We start from the raw sequence: 17,473 nt of genomic DNA, 5'->3' as shown, positions 1-17,473 counted from the left end.
CGGTTGACCCGGTGGTTCACCGGTCGGTCCACGGGGTGGTTCACCGGGCGGTTCACACGGCCTCCCGTTCCGCGCTGACGGCGTCGGCGATCTCCCGTGCCGCCCGGGGGGAGAGCAGTACGTCGTAGTGGTTGGTGTCGTCGATCCGGCGGTGCGCGATCCGGTCGGGGTCCAGCTCGGCGGCGGCGATCCGGTCCGCGTCGTACAGGGCCTGGGGCTCGTCCAGCAGTCCGCGTTCCGCCCACAGCAGGGTGCCGCGCACCCCGGGCTGGTGGACGGCGGCGAGCGTCTCGGGGTCGCCCAGCACCATGGCGCCGTCGGCCCGTACCGCGTCCAGCACACAACTGCTGACCATCTCGCCGGGCGGCCCGATCAGGTCGCGGTCCACGTAGGACTGGACGTCGGGGCCCCAGTGCCGGACCAGGGCGGGGTGCTGTCGGAAGAAGTCGCGGTAGGCCTCGGGGTCGGGGAAGGTCATCGACAGCCGGCGCATCGCCGGGCCGAGCACCGCCTGGAGCACCTCGTCCAGGTCGGCGCCCTCGGGCGGCGGGAACCCCACCCCGCCGTCCACCAGCACCACCCGGGGGAACCGTTCGGGGTGCCGGGAGGCGGCCAGGGCGGCGATGAAGGCGCCCATGGAGTGCCCCACCAGCACGGCCCGGGGGGCGTCCAGGTGGTCCAGCAGGGCGAGGGTGTCCTCGACGTGGGCGCCCAGACCGTACGGCCCGGGCAGTTGGCTGCGGCCCCGGCCCCTGAGGTCGGGGGCGTACAGCGGGGCACCGAGCGGGTGGCAGGCCAGCGCGTCGAAGGCCCGGCCGTTGGCGGCGATGCCGTGCAGGGCGATCACCGGGGTCCCCTCGCCCAACGGCCAGTGGTGCACGGCGAGTTGGCCGCCGCGTACCGGGACGGTGAACTCGGTGGGTTGGACGGTGTCGGTCATGCGGCACTCCCTGGGCGCGCTCGGATACGGAGACCTGCGGGCAGCCGTTCGCCGAGGGTGGTGAGCCCGCCGGGGGCGACGAACACCGCCAGGACGAACAGGGCGCCGAGTACCAGCATGGGCTCACCGCCCAGTCCCCAGCCGGCGAGACGTTGGTCGAGGTAGGTGAACAGCACCCCGCCCAGGACCGGCCCCCACCGGGTGCCGGCCCCGCCCAGGACGACCATCACCAGCAGGGTGAGGGTGAACTCGGGGGTGCTGGAGTGCGGGGTGGCCCCGGCGGTGACCAGCAGGTGGACGCTGCCGCCGAGCAGGGCCAGGGCGGAGGCGAGGACGAAGGCGCCCAGCTTGTAGCGGTAGGTGTCGTAGCCCAGCACCCCGACCCGCTGTTCGTTGTCCCGTACCGCCTGCCACACCCGGCCCACCGGGCGGGTGGTCGCGGTCCACACCACGGCCGCCACCAGCACCAGGTAGGCGAGGGCCAGCCAGTAGACGTGCACGGTGTTGCGCACCCCGAGGAACAGCTCCGGCACCCCCTCGGTGTACAGCGGCAGGCCCTCCTCGCCCCCGGTCAGCCCGCCGGGGTTGCGGCCGATCCAGATGGCGCCGGCCTGGGCGAAGGCCAGGGTCACCATGGCGAAGCCGATGCCGCCGAAGGCCAGGGTGCGCAGCGAGATGGCGCCCAGCACCACCGCGGCGACGGTGCCCAGGGCCAGGGTGGCCAGGGCGGCCGGCAGCAGCCCGAGTCCCCACTCGGACATGGCCAGTTGGGTGCCGTAGGCGCCCCCGGCCACGTAGAGGGCGTGGCCGAAGGACAGCAGCCCGGTACGGCCGAACATCAGGTCGTAGCCGAGGGCCAGCCCGGCGAACACCATGCACAGGGCGATCAGTTGCAGCGACCCGGGGCTGCCCAGCGGCCCGTCGAACAGCACCGGGATGTTCACCGCCGAGTAGGGCAGTACCACCAGGACCAGGACCACCAGGGCGGGCGTCAGCCAGCGCGGCCAGCGGGGCCGCCGGGTGCCCGACGTGGGGGAGGCGGCCGGTTCGGTGCTCGGGGTGGTGGTCTGGGTCATGGCTTCCCTCCGGCGGGCTGTGGCCGCAGGCGGCGGGTGAGCCGTTCCAGCGGGCCGGACGTGCCGGGGGTGGGCCGGGCCAGCACCACGGCGGCGAGCAGCACCACCACGGCCAGGTCGCCGTATCCGCCGGCGTAGTAGTTGGCGTACTGCTGGACCAGGCCGACCGCCACGGCGGACAGGGCGACCCCGGTGAGGGAGTGCAGCCCGCCGATGATCACCACCACGAAGGCGAAGATCAGCAGCGAGGTGCCCTGGTGGGGGGAGAGCGAGCCGAAGAACATCCCGGCCAGGACACCGGCCAGTCCGGCGAGCGCCCCGCCCAGGGCGAACACCAGGGTGAACGCCCGGGTGACGTCCACCCCGAGGGCGGTGACCATCGCCCGGTCCTCCACCCCGGCCCGTACCACCAGGCCGTAACGGGTACGGGAGAGGAACAGCTGCACCCCGACCAGCACCAGTCCGGCCACCGCGATCAGCACCAGCCGGGTCACCGGGATCTGGGCGCCCAGCACCCCGACCGTGCCGGACAGGGCGGAGGGGACGGGGAAGTCCCGGGCGTCCGGGCCCCACACGGTGCGTACCAGGGCCGGTATCGCCAGCGACAGGCCGACGGTCACCAGGATCTGGTCCCGCACCCTCCCGTACAGCCGCCGGATCAGCAGCCACTCCACCACCACGGCCAGCAGCAGCCCGGTGGCGGTGCCCACCAGCAGCGCCAGCAGCAGTCCCGTGGAGGACTGCGGTCCGCCGACCGCCTGGAGGGTGCGCCAGGCCGCGTAGGCGGAGACGGTCAGGAAGGCGCCGTGCGCGAAGTTGAGCACGTCCATCAGCCCGAAGATCAACGCCAGCCCGGAGGCGATGAGGAAGTACAGCGCGCCCAGCCCGAGGCCGGTGACGCTCAACAGCACCAGGGTGTCCATCAGGCGGCCCCTCCCGACATCCTTCGGTCGCTGACCCCGAGCAGACGGGTCGTCATCTCCCGGTCCCCCAGCAGTTCGGCCGCCTCCCCGGTGTGCACCACCTGTCCGGCGTCCAGCACGGCGGCGTGCCGGGCCAGTCGGCGCACCAGGGCCAGGTTCTGTTCCACCAGCAGCAGCGGCACCCGTTCGGCGACCCGTTCCAGCACCTCGGCCACCTCGGTCACCACCCGGGGCGCCAGCCCCTTGGTGGGCTCGTCGGCGATCACCAGCCGGTTGTCGTTGAGCAGGGTGCGGGCGATGGCCACCATCTGCTGCTGCCCCCCGGACAGGGTTCCGGCCAACTGCCGTGAACGGGACCGTAGTTCGGGGAACAACTCGTGCACCAGCTGGTAGTGCGGGCCGTCGGTCGGCGCCCCGTCCGGGCCCCGGCCCCGCTCGGCCAGGGTGAGGTTCTCGGCCACCGTCAGCTGGGCGAACACCCCACGGTCCTCCGGCGCGTACCCCACGCCCCGGCGCACCGTGCGATGGGTGGGCTCGTGGGTGACGTCCGCCCCGGCCAGGGTCACCCGGCCGCCGGTGATCCGCCCACCGTCGGGCAACAACCCCAACACCGCCCGTACGGTGGTGGTCTTGCCCACCCCGTTCCGGCCCAGCAGGGCGGTCACCCCGGAGGCGGCGACCTGGAAGGTCACCCCGCGCAGGATGTGGGAGCCACCGATCAGCACCCTCAGGTCCCGCACCGTCAGCACCGGCGCGGCGGCGCCCTCGGGCGTCCGGGCACCGGTCTCGGTACCGGTCTCGTTCACAGCAGCTCCCCCACGTAGGCCTCCTGCACCCGGGAGTCGGCCATCACCTCGTCGGGGGCGCCGGCCGCCAACAGCCGGCCGTGGTGCATCACCGCCACCCGGTCCGCGAGGCCCAGCACGATGTCCAGGTGGTGTTCCACCATCAGCACGGTGCGCCCCTCGCCACGGTGCAACTCCCATATCACCTCGGTGAGTTCGGCGACCTCCTCGCTGGCCACGCCCGCCATCGGCTCGTCCAGCAGCATGAGCCGGGGCCCGGCCGTCGAGGGGGCGAGCAGCATCGCCAGCTCCAGCTTGCGCTTGTCCCCGTGGGACAGTTCGGCCGCCGGCTCGGCACGACGGTGCGCCAGCCGCACCCGTTCCAGGGCCGGCCGGGTGTCGACCGGGCCCCGGGCCCCGCCGGCCCGGGCAGCCAGTTCCACGTGTTCGGCCACCGTCATCGAGGGGAACAGCAGCGAGGACTGGAAGCTGCGGGCCACCCCGAGGCGCGCCCGACGGTGCGGGGGCAGGGTCTGTACCGCGCGGCCGTCCAGCAGTACCGCGCCTCCGGTGGGGCGGTTCACCCCGGACACCAGGTTGAACAGCGAGGTCTTGCCGGCCCCGTTGGGGCCGATCAGCGCCCAGAACTCCCCCTCGGCGACGGCCAGTTCCACGCCCTGGACGATGTCCGCCCCGCCCACCGACCAGCACAGGTCGCGCAGTTCCAGTACCGGTACGGGGCCCGAGCCCGGCACGTCTCAGTCCGCCTTTCCGGGCCGGGGCGCCACCTTGTCGGGCGGGAAGGTGGCCACCACTCCGGGCTTGCCGTCGTCGTCGAACTCGGCCTGGAACATGGGCTGGAGCAGCGCGTGGTCCTCGGCGCGGACCGTGTTGGGTCCCTTGACCCCGTCGAACTCGAAGCCCTCCAGCGCCTTGGTCATGGCCTTGGTGTCGGAGTCGTCCCCACCGGCCCGTACCGCCTCCACCACCATCTGCGCGGCGTTGAACCCGTCCGGCGAGAACAGGTCCTCCTTCCAGCCCCGCTTGGCGAAGTAGGCGCGCATCGCCTTGGCCTGCTTGTTCTCGGTGGCGCCGGCCACGTAGTGGGCCAGCAGGGTCACCTTGTCCCGGGCCTTGCCGAACACCGGGTAGCTGGAGCGGATGTCGAGTCCGGTGACCACGGTGGAGCTGTCCAACACCCCCTGCTGGTCCAGGGTGTTCCACATGGAACGGGCCGTGTCGCCCGCCCAGGCCACGAACACCATGTCCGGCTTGGCGGCCTTCACCTTGCTGGTCACCGGGGTCAGGTCGGTGGCGCTCGGCGGTGCCAGCACCTTGCGCACCTCGGTGCCGTCGCCGCCCAGCACCTGCCGTACGGCGGCCACGTTGGCCTGACCGAAGGCGTTGTCCTGGGCGAGTACCACCACCCTGCGCTTCCCCTGGGAACCGGACTTCCTCTCCCGGTCCAGGATGGCCTTGGCGGTCACCACGTCCTGGTAGGTCTGCCGGCCCGAGCGGAAGGTGTGCGCGTTGACCCCGGTCACCTCGTCGGTGGCGGCCGGGCCGGAGATGTAGAGGGTCCGGTTCTGCTCGGCGACCGGGGCGATCTGGGTGGCCACCCCGGACACCACGGTCCCGGCGATGATCCGTACGTCCTGGCCGATGCGCTTCTTGGCCAGCGACACCCCCTTGGCGGGGTCACCGCCGTCGTCGTCCTTCAGTACGGTGATCCGCCGCCCGTCGACCTTGCCGGTGCCCTTGGTGGCGTGGTGCAACCCCGCCTGGAAGCCCTGGAGGTACTGCTTGCCGTAGCTGGCCAGTGGCCCGCTGGTGGAGGTGACCAGTCCGACCTTCACCTCCTCGTCGTCCCCGGAGGCGTTGTCCTGGGGGCTGGCACAGGAGGTGGCCAGGGCCGCCGAGAGGGCGGCGACGAGTGCGGTCTGTGCCAGGGGTCTGCGCATGGCGAAACGGCTCCTCGGATTCGGTCCGATCCGCCCACGGGGCCAGGGCGGGGCTGCTGCTCAGGGCCCCGGAACCGGCGTCGACGGGTCAGGTCGCGCCGGGGTGCGGCTCGGGGCACGCCACCGTGGGGCTCGGGCCTCGTGGTGACTTAGGCAGCGTCCGCCCCGTGATGCCGGCCGGCAATGTACGTCCCGCACACTGCCCGACCACCACTCCTGGGGCCGGACCACATGGATCGCCCGCCCCCGATGGTCGCCCCAACCCCCGTGCCGAGTACGGGGGTTGGGGGCGCGCGGGGGAACGTGCCGGCGTTCGGCGGGGGCCACGCCCGGGTGCGTACCCCGGAGTCACGGTGCCCGGTCATCGGAGTCGACGGGACCGGCGGGGGATGGGGCACCGGGACCGGGGCCGGTCACCCTGAGGGTGGGGACCCGACAGCCGAGGTCGACGACCGGCTGGGGCACCGCCACGGAGGGGACCCCTGAGGGGGCCAGGCAGCACGGCCCGGCTGGGGCACGCCACCGGAGCGCCAGCCCGAGAAGGGGAGCGCCCTCCGACGGGTGGGCCACCCGAGACGGGGGCACCGCCCCGGTAGGCGGGGGCACCACCCGAGACGGGGGCGCCGCCCGAGATGGGGGGGCACCGCCCGAGATGGGGCACCACCACGGAGGGGACCCCTGAGGGGGCCAGGCAGCACGGCCCGGCTGGGGCACGCCACCGGAGCGCCGGCCCGAGAAGGGGAGCGCCCTCCGACAGGTGGGCCACCCGAGATCGGGGGCACCGCCCGAGATGGGGCACCGCCACGGAGGGGACCCCTGAGGGGGCCAGGCAGCACGGCCCGGCTGGGGCACCGCCACCGGAGCGCCGGCCCGAGAAGGGGGGCGCCGGCCCGAGGAGGGGGGGCGCCCTCCGACGGGTGGGCCACCCGAGACGGGGGCACCGCCCGAGATCGGGGGCACCGCCCCAGCAGACCAGGGCACCGCCCCAGTGGGCGGCCCGTTCGGGACCTGGTGGGCCCCGTGGGGGTCCCGTACCCCCGCCGGCGCCCACCGGCAGAGGGGTACGCGCCCTCCCGGCGGAGCGGGCGCCCACCCGAGGAGGCGGGTCCCCCGGGCGGGGGAACAGCCCCCCGGCAGAGAGGCAAGCGCACCCCAGGGTGGCCAACCGCCCCCGGGCCGGGGGCCGTTGGGGGCGGGGACCGTTGGTCGGGGCCGTCCGCCCTCGCAATGGCCAGTCACCACAGTCCTGGACCGCCACCATGGCGCCCCGGCACATTCGCCCAGCCCCGCCGCGCTCCCTACGGTGCTGTGACCTGACCGGCCGCCGCCTCCCCAGCCGGGCCGGTACCGGGGCGCCGGTACGCTCCCCGATGCCGCCGGACGCGGTCCCGTTCACCGTCCCCACGACAGGAGACCGGAATGCGCGCAAGTCCAGGAGCCCCCCGCACCCCCCACGTCGACCCGACCCCGCACCAGACGACCTCCCGCCGCCGGCGGCTGCCGGGTCTGCTGGCCGCCGGCCTGGTGACCGCCCTGGCGCTCGCCCTGCCGTCCAGCGCCAGCGCCCTGCCCGGCGCGTCCGGTACCCCCCGGGCCACGGCCGGGCTGGAGCAGGTGAGCGACTTCGGCGACAACCCCGGGGCGCTGTCGATGTACCGCTACGTTCCCGAGGGCCTGCCCCAGGGCAGCCCGGTGGTGGTGATCCTCCACGGATGCGCCCAGAGCGCCGCCGACTACTTCGACGGCGCGGGCTGGCAGTCCCTCGCCGACGAGCACGGTTTCGCCGTGGTCGCCCCGCAGCAGGAGATCCTCAACAACGCCTCGCGCTGCTTCAACTGGTTCGAGCCCGGGGACCGTTCACGCGGTCAGGGCGAGGCCGCCTCCATCCAGCACATGGTCGACCACACCCTGTCCGACCTGGGCGCCGACTCCTCCCGCGTCCACGTCACCGGACTCTCCGGGGGCGGGGCCATGACCGCCTCCCTGCTGGCGTCCTACCCCGACACCTACGCCGGCGGCGGCATCGTCGCCGGGCTCCCCCACGGCTGCGCCGACTCCATGGTCACCGCGTTCACCTGCATGAACCCGGGGGTGACCAAGTCCGCCAAGGAGTGGGGCGACCTGGTACGGGCGGCCCACCCGGACCACCAGGGCGCCCGCCCGGTGGTCTCCCTCTGGCACGGCAGCGCCGACGCCACGGTCGCCCCCGGCAACCTCACCGAGTCGGTCAAGCAGTGGACCGACGTCCAGGGCGCCGACCAGGAGGCGGACGGCACCGAACAGCTCCCGGGCGAGACCACCAGGGAGGACTACCAGGACGCCGACGGCAAGGTGGTCGTCCGCAGCTACCAGGTCGCCGGCATGGGCCACGGCACCCCGGTGAAGCCCGACGAGGGGTGCGGCACCAGCGGCACCTACTTCCCCGACCGCGTCTGCTCCAGCTCCCTGTTGCTCAAGGACTGGGGCCTGGCCGGCTGACCGGGCCCCCCACGCCTCCGTGCGGACGCCCTCGCCCGGCGTCCGCACGGAGCGGGTCGTACGGGCCCGGCCGGCCCCGGTACCCCTCAGCCGGAACGGGGGTGCGGGCAACTGTCCCGGTACTCCACGACCGCGCCGCGCTCCGGGGGCGGCGGACAGAGCCTCCGGTCGTAGCGGACGTCGCCGTCCAGGAACCGCCCGAACCAGGCCAGTACCTGTGAACCCAGGTACTTCCGGGGATAGTTGCCCACCAGGTGGTCGCCGTCCAGGCTGAGGTAGGCCCGCTCCCGGGCGTTGTCCAGACCCTGGTAGAAGGGCTTGGCGTACTCCGAGGGCGGGGCGATCTGGTCCGTGCTGCCGGCCACCACCAGGGTGGGCGCCCGTACGCCGGGCCAGCCGCGAGGGGACTCGTACCAGGGGGTCAGCGACACCACCGCTCGGATCGACGGCCGCCGGGACGCGGCGACCAGTGCCGCCCCGCCGCCCATGGAGTGGCCCAGCACCGCCTGCCGGTCAGCGTTCACCCGGCCCGCCAGGGGGCCGTCACGGGTGAGGTAGTCCAACGCGTTCAGCAACTGTTCCGCGCGCCGGTCCGGGGAGTCCTCCAGGGTCAGGGTGTCGATGGCGATCAGCACGAAGCCGTGCGACGCCAGCAGGTGCCCGTACCAGGTCACCGTCGACCGGTCGGCACCCAACCCCGGGGAGGCCGCGATCACGGCGGGTCTGGGGCTCATCCGCTCCGGGCGGTACACGGTGCCGCCCCCGAACCGCCCGGCGACCTCCCGCGCCTGCACCGTGCTGACCCGCACCCGCTCCGGCCCGGTCTCGGCCTCCGTGTGCGAGGGCAGCGGTACGGGACTGGACGGTTCCGCCCGGTCGGGCGAGGAGTCCCCGGAACACCCGGCCCCCAGCAACAGGGCCACGGCCACCCCCAGGGCGCCCAGCCCCCGCGTGATGCCTCCCATGGCCCGACTCCTCACACCGGGTGCGCCCTGCTGCGACGGTACGAGCGAGGAGAGGGCCCGGCAACCGGCGACCGTACGGAGGCGGAAGCGGGCCAGCCACCACCGAGGGACGCCCACCGGCACCCCTGCCCCGAGGGCGCCCCGAGGGGTCGGCCTGGCCGGGGCACCCCTCGAAGAAGCGTCCCGTGGTGGCCGGCCACCACGGGACGCCTGGACGGACGGGGGCGGTCGCCCCTCGGAGCCCAGGCCACCGACAGGACGTCCCCGGTCGGGGAAACGGCCACCCACACCGAAGCACCCACCACGAGCGGGGGCACCGGACGGGTTCGAGGGGACGGCGGGCGGCCGTTGACCGGCGCCCACCCGACGCGAGCGATGGTCGACCGGGCCGGCCACGTGGGCCGGTCCCGGTCGGGCCGCACTCCCTCAGCCGGAGAAGGCGTTCACCCCGGTCAGTTCGGCGGACAGGGCCCACAGCCGGGTCGCGCTGTCCGGGTCCACCGCGTACTTCCGTACCCCGCCCCGCCGGCCGTCCTCGGACAGTTCGGCGATGTCGCAGTCCTCGCAGTACACCCCGCCCCGGCCGTCCAGCAGCGGGGAGGTGGCCGCCCACACCTGGGTGGCCGCGCCCTGTTCCGGGGTCTTGAAGTCGGGGTTGATCAGGTTCCCCTCCTCGTCCACCCAGCCCAGCTCACGCATCTCCTCCAGCCCCAGGTGCCGTTGGAGTTCGGTACGGATCGGCCCCGGGTGCAGCGAGAAGGCCCGTACCCCGCTGTCCCTGGCGAGGGCGTCCAGCCCCACGGCGAACAGCACGTTGGCCGTCTTGGACTGCCCGTAGGCGACCCACTTGTCGTAGCCGGAGGTCAACTGGAGGTCGTCCCAGTGGATGTCGGAACGGTGATGGGCCGCCGAGGACACCGCCACCACCCGGCCCCGCCCCTGGGCGATCGCCGGCCACAGCCGGTTCACCAGGGCGAAGTGGCCCAGGTGGTTGATGGCGAACTGGGACTCCCAGCCCGGCCCCACCCTGGTCTCCGGGCAGGCCATCACCCCCGCGTTGTTGACGGTCAGGTGCAGCGGCCGGCCCTCGGACAGGAAGTCCTCGGCGAACCCCCGCACACTGTCCAGGTCCGACAGGTCCAGGGCCCCCACCCGCACCCGGTCGACGCCCTCCAGCGCCCGACGGGCCTCCTCGGGGCGACGGGCCGGCACGATCACCTCGGCACCGGCCGCGCTGAGCGCACGGGTGGTCTCCAGGCCGAGCCCCGAGTACCCACCGGTGACCAGTGCCAGGGTGCCGTCGAGGTCCAGGCCCTCGACCACCTCGCGGGCCGTGGAACGGTAGCCGAAACCGGAATCGATCTTCTCTTGCGCTGTCGTCATGGGCCCGAGGCTACGAATTGGAGTGCTCTCCAGGGCAAGCCCGACAGCCCCGACCCACCCGTACCGGCTCACCGACCCCCGGGTGACCCCGCCGCGTGTTACCCGGGCACCTCCCCGCTCCCGCCCTACGGTGAACGGGTCGCCCCTCCACCCCAGCGAAGGTCCCTCCCGTGAAGCTCAGCATCAGGAACCAACTCCCCGGCACCGTCACCGACTTGACCCCGGGGGAGGCCATGGCCACCGTCCACGTCCAGCTCACCGGAGGTCAGCGCGTGGTCGCCGCGATCACCCGGGACGCCGCGGAGGACCTCGAACTGACCGGCGGTACCCCGGTACGGGTCCTGCTGAAGTCGACCGAGGTCTCCCTGGCCACCGGCCCCACCGACCACCTCAGCACCCGCAACCGCATCCCCGGCACCGTCACCCGGGTCACCACCGGCGAGGCCATGGCAACGGTCCGGGTACGGGTGGACGGCGGCGAACTCACCTCCGCCATCACCCGGGAGGCCGCCCAGGACCTGCACCTCACCCCCGGCACCCCGGTGCACGCCCTCATCAAGTCCACCGACGTCGCCCTGGCCATCCCCTGACCGGTACGCCCGTACCACTGAGGTGCCCGTACCACTGAGATGCCGGCCAAGCACGGCAACCACGGGGCCCCGGCCACCCGTACGCCGGGGCAACTCCTACCGCGCGCCCATCAGTTGACGGCCGTCATGGCTCCGTACATGGGGGCCGCCCTCCACCGCCGCGTCCAGCAACCGGGCCGCGTACGGCTCGCTCATCCGCTCGGCCACCTCCTCGGCGGTCAGCCACACCACCGCCGACGTCTCGTCGGAGGTGGTCTCCACCCCGCCGGAGGGCACACAGCGGAAGATCAGGGCGACCACGCCCCGCACCATGTTCTTGTACACCCCGCTGAGCGCACCGACCTCGACCGTGATGCCGGTCTCCTCCCACACCTCACGCCGTACCCCCTCCTCCGGCGTCTCGTCCAACTCCAGCACCCCTCCGGGGAGGTCCCACTGGCCGTTGTCCGCCCGCTGGATCGCGAGGAACCTTCCGTCCGCCCGCATCACGGCCCCACCGACGGACACCGAATGCCGGGGCAGTGAACTCGCTACAGAGCTACCGGTACTCATGCCCAGGAGCATAGGAGCCAGCAGCCCCCGAGGTCCCCTTCGCCCCAGAGTGTGGACTGCGGGACCAAAAGAGAATCAGTGGCAAACACCTCCATTCCACACTATCGACTCACGATATCATTAATCTGGCCGACAGACCCCGCCTGGCGAAGCGACACCGAAGAAAGGGGAGGCCTAAACAGCGAAAACATCCGTTGGGCCCTATTCCCGGAGAACATGATATGCGCCATTCTCCACATCATCAGGGTGCACAATGGAGTCCTGAACCCCCAGGACAGCCATAAGAGATCTCACCGAAACAACTCGACTATTTCCGATCCAGAGAACACTAAAAGGGAGCTTTCCCTTCCTGTGCATATTCGATGCCTGAGATTCCGAAATACCAACAGCGTCAGCCGCTTCACCAAACCCGATATATCGCGGCAGCAGATCGGAGATCCGATAATATAAGTTTCTCCCGTCAACCCAGGTTCGCCCCAGTTGCGCCGAGTTAATCGGTGGAGCATCCGCGTCCCTCCGGCGGCCACTGCGGACTCCCTCATGAAAATAATTCACGTGCACCATTGCCCCCATTCGCTGCAGAAGAGCACCCGCGTTCTCGCCACGAATCCTCTCGTCAGCGTCCGGGTCTTGCACCGCACACCCGTCAATAATCGACGACGCACATAGAGTGACATATTCCTCGTGCACTACACCAGAGATCAGATACCCGGAACTTTCAGCGCACCTCTCCCCTTTGCCTACTTCCACCAAGGAGCGAGCCTTGGCAAATGCGCTCCTTCTCATACCATCCAAAAGCTCCCTGGGGGTCGCGCTACCAGCCAACGAAACCCAAGCTTCCAGTGCTCCTTCCACCATCGCGGACCTGACATCAGATACATCACAGCGCCACTTCCTTGCTAGATCATTGGACCACCACCGAAAATTCGGAGTAAGCATGTCCAACAAGATCATCAACCATTTCTCCCGCACCCGTTGTTCGCCTTGCATAGCCAGAGTTGACACCGACTCCCAGAGACGCATACTTTTCGTTGATTTCGTTCGCCCCAACTGAATGCTCTCCCGCAGAACCTCGTAAGTGGGATGCCTCTTGATTGTGCACACGCGCACATCGCCAACATGAGCACAGATCGGACGCCCGCCACAGTCTCGTACAATCTGTTCGGTGATGAGGGTAAAAATATCGCGCATCACTTTCTCCTATCTAACCCTCCCGCCCCCACACAAAGGGACGGAACACGAGGTGAAGTTGAAGTGGACAACAAATAAGCCGCAACTGGGCATTGGAATTTCCCATAACTCAAGCGGTCTCGATTAGCATGCCGCGCGCTCCGAGGCGGAATCCCACTGAAATCCCAACAGAAGATCCACATAGGCATATTGGGATTCTTCTATACTGCCCAACCAGCCACCGATCGGGAGTGAGCAGTAAACGGTTTCTGGGAACGCATAGATTGCTATGCTAGCGAGCCAAGTCTGGCAACCTCTTCAAATCCCCACCACTAGCCAGACATGTCAACCCCGAATAACTGAAGCATTTCGCACGCAAATTTCTGCCGCAATCCCTGGCTTCGACCTCCACAGTGAACAAGCGGAAAGCCGGCGCCCGATCTCACTCTACGGTGTGGGGGACTCGCGAAAATATTCTCGAGTTATCGGATTCACTTTTAGAGATCGTCTACTCTCGTGACCCAGTAAGAAGCTTGACTGACGGTTGCCCGGCGGCAGAGCAGGTAGACCATCTCGTCAGGACGCATGAGCATACGAGCTCGACACCAAGCAGCGTCATACGTCATCATCCGACGGCTACGCAGAATCATGAATAGAGCTAAAAGGCTCGTCAAAGGGGCAAGGATCACTCTCCAGATGGCGAGTGTCACAGCCGTTCCTGCCCTTCGGTAAAAGAGTTCTGAGGCAGGCCAGAGAGGTCTGGATCGATACTCTTGTCAAGTCTATTCAATGCGTCAATTAGGGCGAGCATTGCCCGCTGTTGCTGCTCTGGGTCATTGAACCCTTTTCCCACTTCCTCCCACTGCCGTAACAAAGGGGACCACCATTGATCGCAGGATTTGATCAGTCTGGACAAACGCTGAAGTTCAGCGACGTAGTCTTCATCAAGATCTCCGGGTGATCGGTGTTCCAGACGGTCGACCACTACAAGATCAGGGTGATCATACAGATTTTCCTTTAGGAATCGCAGGCGGCTGATGCGTTGGCCATCTGCCTGTTGACGGGCGATAAACGTCTTCGCCTGTGAGTTAAGCTGCAGCGAAGCATGTACATCGACCAGTCGGTAAGCATCATTGTCAGGCATGCAAGCGAGGGCAGCATTTATAGCGTCCTGCGCAGCGACCAGCTCGTGAGCTTCCCATAGGGCAGCTGTACGACGTGCCGCAGTTTGGACGTCGACCCGCAAACGATCTTCTGCGTTTGGTCGAGAAGGCCACTTTGGGCGCCATGTAATAACAAAAAACGCCTCGAAGTAGATGTCGGGCGTGGCGCTGGGCAATAGGCGAGGCTTCGGGCAGGAACTGGTACGGGAGCGACGCTGCCAAGGCTTCATCATTCTGCTTCACTTTCATGCTCCTTCGGGAGCGGAAAAGTGGGCTGTAGGCGGCTATCAACCAAGTGTTGGTAGAAGTCCTCGGCGGCGCTGCTGCCGCAGGCGGTGCAAACGCCTTCCAGGTGCCGCATCAACGTCATGCCAGCCTTGAACATGTCATGCCTGCGCAGGGCAGGAAGAAGGGTGTCGCGCAGTTGGCTGTAGGTATCCTCGTTGCTGGAACTGGAACTGATCCAGTCGACCAAACGAAGTATGACCGTATCATTGCTTTGCGGATCGACCAATAGATCATGTACGGCGCCTTGCACGTCAATTTCGGTAGTGCTAGCCGAACGTACCAGCCAAGGAAGGTCAGAGGATGTTTCGTTGTCAGGCACCGTCATGAGGGCGAGAAAGGCCAGGCTTCCGGCTCGCGCGGATGTTCTCTTCTGCTGCCAGCCACGCACTTCAGTTACCAGGCGTGCAATTCCGCAATCCTGCTGAGCGAGTTCATCGAATGCTTTCAAGACCGTTTCACGAGTTACATCAGTGGTTGACCTGTGGGCCACACGTCGTAGGCGAACCATGGCCCGCTTCTCTGCTCCCGCAGACATGGGATCTTGGAGAACCCTCTGGCACAGAAGAATCACCGGCTCGGTGTAGGTGTCACTTCCCGCCCATCGGTACAGGGTCTTCCAGGCGAGTGGACCGATATGCTCATCCCGGACGGCAGACTCCATCACAGAGGCGAAAACATCGGGTGCGGAAGCAGCTGACTTGCCCAGGGTGCTCAGGTAATCGATGCTACCGTGGCGTACCGCCAGGTAGGAAAGTGTTTCCACGGCACGTTTCTTAGCGTCCCCGTTATCGGTGCTTGTTTCCACCAGCCATGCGAGTAGGGGTTCGCGCAGGAATTCGTAGTTGTCCCACACATACTCTATGATGGCCTGCCCATAGGTTGGCCGTTCGAAGATTACGTTGTCCTGACCGTCTACCGTTGCTTGAACGTCGTGGAGTCGACGCCGTGTGCCACGACCAGCAAAAGCGGCATGCAAGGTGGGGATACCTGTTTGCCCATGAGCCACGGGTGCTTCACCCAACCGCCTCATCAAACGGTCTGCGATCCGAGCCACCTGCGACATCGGCGCGGACTGCCGGACTGCCAGGGCCACCAGCAGGCAGCGGTCATCCACTGTCAGAGAACTCTTGGGGTTGTGCACGGCGGGCGCATCGCCGAAGAGCCCATCCAACTCGTTTCGCCAGTCCGTCAGTGCTGCGGTCACCCGAACCTCCAAGTTCGGGGACTCTGTTTCAAGTTTGGCCCCCGACCTAGGGGAAGAATGCAGCAAGTTTTGATGCTCTTCCCATGCTGCCACGATGGTACGGGCCGCCCGTGCTGCCTTGACCGCGTTCAAACCCTTAAGCGAATCACAAGCTTTGGTGAACGTGCGTAGTGACGATGCGAGTGCAGCGTGGCCATGCGATTCCAGGTGAGCCTCAACTAGCGCTTGAGCGTCAGGCGCTTTCTGGAGGTGTAGAACGTGGACTCCTCGACGTGGGGGAAGGCGGTCATCAACCCACAGTTCTTGGGCTACTGTAAGCACCAGGTGAGAATGGCAAGACCGTAGATGGTCGGCGTGCCCGGAAAGAGCGTCAAGGAAGTCGCTGTTGACTCGGTCATGTTCGGGGTCTTTGAGGTCTAGCTGAAAACCGTGATTTTTCTCTAGCGGTAGGCGACCGCAACTCGGGGCGCCCCAGTCAGGGTCCAACTTCAAAATTGAAGTCGTGGAATTAGCACTCTTTGCCAGCAATCGCAGAGCGAAGGTGGTCGAACCGATGGAACGTGGTGCAACGATGATCAAGACAGGTGCCGCAAGACTGTGGGTGATCGGATCATGCGCTTCTTCCCACTTCTGGCTCCAGTCCGAATTCATTTCGAAGGGAGAATCCAGGATCTCGTGAACTCTCCGAATACTTCCCTCTAGTAGATCTTTTTTTCTTGATTCTGTAATCAGCGTACCAATCGACGCTGCTACAATGCCGGCGTCACCGTAAATATTGAAATCTTTGGAGGCTCTGGTTTCAATTCCCTTCTCAACGGTAGCCCCACTCGACGAAGCGTCACCACGCGCATCGTCGATGTGATATGGGTGCGGAGGTGTCTGCCCATTCGACGAAGCGGTCACTGGGATTTGCCGAGGATACTGCTGATACGGGTCATTCATGGAAATCTCCAAAATCTCCTGTGCCGACGCATTAGCGGGTCGCAACCCAAAAGCTGCTGCCTGTAACACCCACGTCACATAGCTCCGGGGCTACCAGACCTATGGTGATTCACCCCTTACGTTGGTCGATACGCAACCTCTTGATTTCTCCCACGATAGTTGGTTGATGCAATTCACTGAGAAACTTAAATGTCACGGCATCTTTTCCCGCCCCCTGCCCGCTGACGTCAGATTTCTGAGCAGACAGTGGGAAATCAGGAAGGAATTCAGTCCGGTCGCTGCTTTCCCTGGGCCGCACATCATCGTCAGAGATATACGGACGCAGGCCCAATGCCGTTAGACCTGGGACATGGATCCTGCAGGGTTCTGCGAAGTCTGGCTTGCCTTCAACTCGAGCTTCTGTGGGGAGAAAATGTTGCGCACCAAGATGAGGAGTGCGGCCAGCGGCGACCGCGCGCCGGTAAACGGTCTCCGAAATGACAGCCGCTAGATGGCCGTGCCCCTCGGCCGCCGCTGCCAGACCCCGATAGACAGCCTGGCAACTGACTAGTCGGCATGCCTCATTGATGGCATCGCCTCGCCTGTCCGGCAGCGACAGCGGCCCTACATGCACGCTCGCCCGCAGCCTTACCAAGGGTGCACCCGAAATCCGGTGTCGTTCGTGGCGCATCAACCCCACGTTCAACTCACCTAGCAAGGGGTCGATCAATCGGGCCAAAACATGAGGGGCGAACGCCAGGATCACCCCGTCCCCGGTGTCCATGTATGCACCGTCGTCCTCGCGTGGCAGCTTCAACCCGGCATGGGCCAGTGCGCAGTCCAGGATGTCGTCCACATTCGAACGAGCTGCAACCATCTTCGATTCAGGGATCTTGCTGTATCCCTGCATGTCGATGACGAGCAATGCCTGTTCTGGCGGCACGTCGGTGACACAAGGGGAGTCGTTCCACTCCATGGTGATCCGAGCCTTTCGCTAGTACCGAAGTCAGCGAGAGACACATGCTGGCCAGTTGGTACCGCTGTCGGTGCCCATCGTTGGGCACCGACAGTGTG

The 17,473-nt window shown here is 67.7% G+C and carries 14 protein-coding genes; 2 read left to right on the top strand and 12 right to left on the bottom strand.

The window, feature by feature from the left end; translation table 11 throughout:
• Positions 1–52: 52 nt before the first annotated feature.
• The 6 genes from ABZT14_RS12565 to ABZT14_RS12540 all read right to left on the bottom strand — a co-directional run bounded on the left by ABZT14_RS12565 (position 53) and on the right by ABZT14_RS12540 (position 5,685).
• Positions 53–940 carry an alpha/beta fold hydrolase gene (locus ABZT14_RS12565; protein ID WP_356300352.1) on the bottom strand — a complete coding sequence of 296 codons (888 nt, stop codon included), beginning with the start codon at positions 938–940 and terminating at the stop codon, positions 53–55.
• Positions 937–2,016, bottom strand: coding sequence for a branched-chain amino acid ABC transporter permease (locus ABZT14_RS12560; protein WP_356300349.1), 1,080 nt, complete (start codon positions 2,014–2,016; stop codon positions 937–939). The genes ABZT14_RS12565 and ABZT14_RS12560 overlap by 4 nt, the downstream gene beginning before the upstream one ends.
• Positions 2,013–2,939, bottom strand: coding sequence for a branched-chain amino acid ABC transporter permease (locus tag ABZT14_RS12555; protein ID WP_356300347.1), 927 nt, complete (start codon positions 2,937–2,939; stop codon positions 2,013–2,015). The genes ABZT14_RS12560 and ABZT14_RS12555 overlap by 4 nt, the downstream gene beginning before the upstream one ends.
• On the bottom strand, positions 2,939–3,679 hold the full coding sequence (locus ABZT14_RS12550; RefSeq protein ID WP_356301216.1) for an ABC transporter ATP-binding protein: 741 nt from the start codon (positions 3,677–3,679) through the stop codon (positions 2,939–2,941). The genes ABZT14_RS12555 and ABZT14_RS12550 overlap by 1 nt, the downstream gene beginning before the upstream one ends.
• 62 nt (positions 3,680–3,741) lie before the next feature.
• Entirely contained in the window at positions 3,742–4,479 is a 738-nt protein-coding gene (locus ABZT14_RS12545; RefSeq protein WP_356300344.1) for an ABC transporter ATP-binding protein, read from the bottom strand.
• A 3-nt stretch (positions 4,480–4,482) separates the two neighbouring features.
• A complete protein-coding gene (locus tag ABZT14_RS12540; protein ID WP_356300341.1) occupies positions 4,483–5,685 on the bottom strand; it encodes a substrate-binding domain-containing protein in 1,203 nt (400 codons plus the stop codon).
• Positions 5,686–7,104: 1,419 nt separating this feature from the next.
• Between ABZT14_RS12540 and ABZT14_RS12535 the strand changes: the two genes are divergently transcribed.
• Complete coding sequence (locus ABZT14_RS12535) at positions 7,105–8,163, top strand: PHB depolymerase family esterase (RefSeq protein ID WP_356300339.1); 1,059 nt, start codon at positions 7,105–7,107, stop codon at positions 8,161–8,163.
• Positions 8,164–8,249: 86 nt separating this feature from the next.
• Here the strand turns inward: ABZT14_RS12535 and ABZT14_RS12530 are convergent, their stop codons facing one another.
• Positions 8,250–9,128, bottom strand: a complete 879-nt coding sequence (locus ABZT14_RS12530) for an alpha/beta hydrolase (protein ID WP_356300336.1) — start codon at positions 9,126–9,128, stop codon at positions 8,250–8,252.
• Between the two features lie 426 nt (positions 9,129–9,554).
• Complete coding sequence (locus ABZT14_RS12525) at positions 9,555–10,511, bottom strand: SDR family NAD(P)-dependent oxidoreductase (protein WP_356300333.1); 957 nt, start codon at positions 10,509–10,511, stop codon at positions 9,555–9,557.
• 170 nt (positions 10,512–10,681) lie between these two features.
• On the opposite strand from ABZT14_RS12525, the gene ABZT14_RS12520 reads away from it, so the two are divergent.
• Entirely contained in the window at positions 10,682–11,101 is a 420-nt protein-coding gene (locus ABZT14_RS12520) for a TOBE domain-containing protein (protein WP_356300330.1), read from the top strand.
• 96 nt (positions 11,102–11,197) lie between these two features.
• Here ABZT14_RS12520 and ABZT14_RS12515 read toward each other — a convergent pair whose 3' ends face one another.
• The 4 genes from ABZT14_RS12515 to ABZT14_RS12500 form a co-directional block, all read right to left on the bottom strand.
• Complete coding sequence (locus ABZT14_RS12515) at positions 11,198–11,665, bottom strand: NUDIX hydrolase (RefSeq protein ID WP_356300327.1); 468 nt, start codon at positions 11,663–11,665, stop codon at positions 11,198–11,200.
• Between the two features lie 1,864 nt (positions 11,666–13,529).
• Positions 13,530–13,967, bottom strand: coding sequence for a hypothetical protein (locus ABZT14_RS12510; protein WP_356300324.1), 438 nt, complete (start codon positions 13,965–13,967; stop codon positions 13,530–13,532).
• A 248-nt stretch (positions 13,968–14,215) separates the two neighbouring features.
• A complete protein-coding gene (locus ABZT14_RS12505; protein ID WP_356300321.1) occupies positions 14,216–16,420 on the bottom strand; it encodes a hypothetical protein in 2,205 nt (734 codons plus the stop codon).
• 109 nt (positions 16,421–16,529) lie between these two features.
• Positions 16,530–17,375: a hypothetical protein gene (locus ABZT14_RS12500; RefSeq protein ID WP_356300318.1), complete on the bottom strand. Its 846-nt coding sequence runs from the start codon at positions 17,373–17,375 to the stop codon at positions 16,530–16,532.
• Between the last annotated feature and the right edge of the window lie 98 nt (positions 17,376–17,473).

The sequence above is a fragment of the Streptomyces sp. NPDC005438 genome (assembly GCF_040606315.1).
Taxonomy (GTDB): Bacteria; Actinomycetota; Actinomycetes; order Streptomycetales; family Streptomycetaceae; genus Streptomyces.
This window is presented reverse-complemented; position numbering and strand designations above follow the sequence as displayed.

What these genes read in the sequence shown, in the direction of transcription:
- ABZT14_RS12565 (WP_356300352.1), bottom strand. Translation starts at nt 940, where the DNA reads ATGACCGACACCGTCCAACCCACCGAGTTCACCGTCCCGGTACGCGGC.
- ABZT14_RS12560 (WP_356300349.1), bottom strand. Translation starts at nt 2,016, where the DNA reads ATGACCCAGACCACCACCCCGAGCACCGAACCGGCCGCCTCCCCCACG.
- ABZT14_RS12555 (WP_356300347.1), bottom strand. Translation starts at nt 2,939, where the DNA reads ATGGACACCCTGGTGCTGTTGAGCGTCACCGGCCTCGGGCTGGGCGCG.
- ABZT14_RS12540 (WP_356300341.1), bottom strand. Translation starts at nt 5,685, where the DNA reads ATGCGCAGACCCCTGGCACAGACCGCACTCGTCGCCGCCCTCTCGGCG.
- ABZT14_RS12535 (WP_356300339.1), top strand. Translation starts at nt 7,105, where the DNA reads ATGCGCGCAAGTCCAGGAGCCCCCCGCACCCCCCACGTCGACCCGACC.
- ABZT14_RS12530 (WP_356300336.1), bottom strand. Translation starts at nt 9,128, where the DNA reads ATGGGAGGCATCACGCGGGGGCTGGGCGCCCTGGGGGTGGCCGTGGCC.
- ABZT14_RS12525 (WP_356300333.1), bottom strand. Translation starts at nt 10,511, where the DNA reads ATGACGACAGCGCAAGAGAAGATCGATTCCGGTTTCGGCTACCGTTCC.
- ABZT14_RS12515 (WP_356300327.1), bottom strand. Translation starts at nt 11,665, where the DNA reads ATGCTCCTGGGCATGAGTACCGGTAGCTCTGTAGCGAGTTCACTGCCC.
- ABZT14_RS12510 (WP_356300324.1), bottom strand. Translation starts at nt 13,967, where the DNA reads ATGCCTGACAATGATGCTTACCGACTGGTCGATGTACATGCTTCGCTG.
- ABZT14_RS12505 (WP_356300321.1), bottom strand. Translation starts at nt 16,420, where the DNA reads ATGAATGACCCGTATCAGCAGTATCCTCGGCAAATCCCAGTGACCGCT.
- ABZT14_RS12500 (WP_356300318.1), bottom strand. Translation starts at nt 17,375, where the DNA reads ATGGAGTGGAACGACTCCCCTTGTGTCACCGACGTGCCGCCAGAACAG.